This is a genomic window from Paraburkholderia sp. CHISQ3, assembly GCF_030464945.1.
GTDB lineage: Bacteria > Pseudomonadota > Gammaproteobacteria > Burkholderiales > Burkholderiaceae > Paraburkholderia > Paraburkholderia megapolitana.
Genome location: NZ_JALPRG010000027.1, coordinates 1 through 2,482, shown reverse-complemented (window position 1 = coordinate 2,482; position 2,482 = coordinate 1). Strand labels below are relative to the sequence as shown.

Annotated in this window: 2 protein-coding genes; both read right to left on the bottom strand. The window is 62.6% G+C overall.

The genetic code is table 11. The annotated features are described in order from the left end of the window. Positions 1–72: 72 nt before the first annotated feature. Positions 73–870 (bottom strand): IS21-like element helper ATPase IstB, encoded by a 798-nt coding sequence (gene istB, locus M0D65_RS33025; RefSeq protein WP_266256194.1) that lies wholly within the window; start codon positions 868–870, stop codon positions 73–75. Beyond that, the gene (istA, locus tag M0D65_RS33020) at positions 863–2,368 is read right to left on the bottom strand and encodes an IS21 family transposase (protein WP_266256195.1); all 1,506 of its coding nucleotides are present in this window, start codon (positions 2,366–2,368) and stop codon (positions 863–865) included. The genes istB and istA overlap by 8 nt, the downstream gene beginning before the upstream one ends. Between the last annotated feature and the right edge of the window lie 114 nt (positions 2,369–2,482).

Here is a 2,482-nt window from a genome sequence, read left to right as displayed (position 1 = left end):
TGTTGATTTCCACCGAGTCTTAACCCACCGATTTCATCTAAATCTGACCCACCCCGAGACAGCGTAGTACATCTATTGCGGTGTGGATAACTCTTCGTTACCCGCTGGTTTTGCTGCTCTCTTTCTTGTTGTCTTCGCCTTGGCAGAACTGGTCCTGAAGCGCCACGATTCATTGCCCGTTTCGACGATGTGGCAGTGATGGGTAACGCGGTCCAGCAGCGCTGTCGTCATCTTTGCATCCCCGAACACGCTCGCCCACTCGCCGAAGCTGAGATTGGTCGTGATCGCGACGCTCGTGTGCTCGTAAAGCTTTGAGAGCAGATGGAACAGCAATGCACCGCCGGTCTGGCTGAACGGCAGATAGCCCAGCTCATCAAGAATGACCAGATCGACGTACATCAGCTTGTGAGCGATCTGGCCTTGTTTGCCGGTGGATTTCTCCTGCTCCAGGGCGTTGGTCAGCTCGACGGTTGAGAAGTAGCGCACACGCTTGCCGTGGCGCTGTACGGCTTCGATTCCGATCGCTGAGGCAAGGTGTGTCTTGCCGGTGCCGGGGCCGCCAATGAACACGACGTTGTGCGCGCTTTCGAGGAACGACAGCTCACTCAGTTCGCGCACCAGTGCTTCGTCAACGTGCGCCTGCGCGAAGTCGAAGCCCTTCAGGTCGCGGTGGGCCGGGAAGCGCGCAGCGGTCATCTGGTAGGCGATCGAGCGTACCTGCCGTTCGGCGGTCTCAGCCATCAACAGCTGCTTCATGAAGCGCTCCGGCTCGAATTCAGTGTGACGCGACTGTGCGAGCAGTTCCGGCCACGTGCTCGCCATGCCGTGTAGTTTGAGGCCCTTGAGCTGAGCCGCGATATCGTTAGACATGACGATCCTCCGGTGGGTTGGCGCGCAGCGCCTCGTAGCGGCTCACGTCGGCCGCGGGCTCTTCCTTGAGCTGGAGTTTCGTCGTGGCGAGGCTGGCACCCGCGACGGGCGCCTTCAGCCGGCTCAGCACGTTCAGGACGTGCTCTCCGCTGGGGCGTCCTGAATCCAGCGCAGCCTGTACGGCGAGCAGTACGGCATCGAGTCCGTGTTCGCGCACCGCTGCGAGCACCTGCGTCATGACGCGATCGCCACCCGGGTGCTTCAGCAGGTGCCGCTGCAACAGCTGCAGCGGCTGCGGCATCGTGATGAACGGAGCCCCGTTGCGCAGCGCGCCGGGTTTGCGCTCGACCAGCGTGATGTAGTGTCGCCAGTCGTAAAAGGTCATGTGCCGCTCGAAGCTGCGTTCGTGGCGTGCGATCTCCTGGGCGTCGGCGACGACGCTGAGGTACGCCGGATAGCAGCGCACGCTTACCAGCTGGTTCGTGTATTCGGTAGGCACGCTGTAGCGGTTGCGCTGGAAGTGGATCAGGCTGGTCGACGAGACCCGCAGGGTCTGCTCGACGTAGCCGTCGAACGGCCGTGGATTGGGCATCAGCCGGGTGCGCTCGTCCTGCAGCACGTCCTCGACCATCAGCTCGGGCCACTGCGGGTGCCGCATGTGCCACGCGTCGCGACACTGGGCGGCAACCCATTCGTTCAGGATCTCCAGCGTTTCCCAGCGCCGTAGCGCTGCTGCGTGCCAGATCTGGCGTCGCCGGTCCTGAACGTTCTTCTCGACGATGCCTTTCTCCCAGCCGGCTGCCCGGTTGCAGAATTCCGGCTCGAACAGGTAGTGACTGCACATCGCTTCGAAGCGCGCGTTGACCGCACGCTCCTTGCCGCGACCAACCTTGTCCACGGCGGTCTTCATGTTGTCGTAGATGCCGCGCCGGGGCACGCCGCCGAACGCGGCGAATGCGCGGGCGTGCGCATCGAACAGCATCTCGTGACTCTGTGTGGGATAGGCGACGAGCCAGAACGCGCGGCTGGAGTTAAGTTTGACGTGGGCGACCTCCAGGCGTCGCCGCAGCCCACCAATAAAAGCGTATTCGCAGCTCCAGTCAAACTGGAAGGCTTCGCCGGGTTCGAAGGCGAGCGGCACGAAGGCCTTCCTGCGAGGCGCCTCAGCCTGCTCCTCGTGCCAGCGCCTCGCGAACGCGCTCACGCGGCCGTAGCTGCCGGCGTAACCCTCGGCGCGGATCGCCTCGAACATGAAGCGGGCGGTGCGCCGGTCGCGCTTCGGGCGATGACTGTCGGCACGCAGCCAACCCGCCAGCTGTGCGGCCCAGTCGTCGATGACGCTCGGGCTGACGCGCTTCGGATACTTCGGCTCGACGGCATCGGTCTGCCGCAGCCAGCTGCGCACCGTGTTTCGGGACAGGCCCGTACGCCTCGCAATCTCGCGCAGCGGGACCTTCTCGCGGAAATACATCCGCCTGATCTTGGCCAATATACCCACCGTGATCACCTTTGTATCCCCTGCTCAAAGATTGAGCAGGACATTCAATCACGTGGGTCAAAATTCGATGAAAATTTGCGGCTCTAGTGGGTCAGTTCTGCGCGGACATCAACA

Coding starts and splice junctions, on each gene's coding strand:
- istB (WP_266256194.1), bottom strand. CDS start 870: ATGTCTAACGATATCGCGGCTCAGCTCAAGGGCCTCAAACTACACGGC.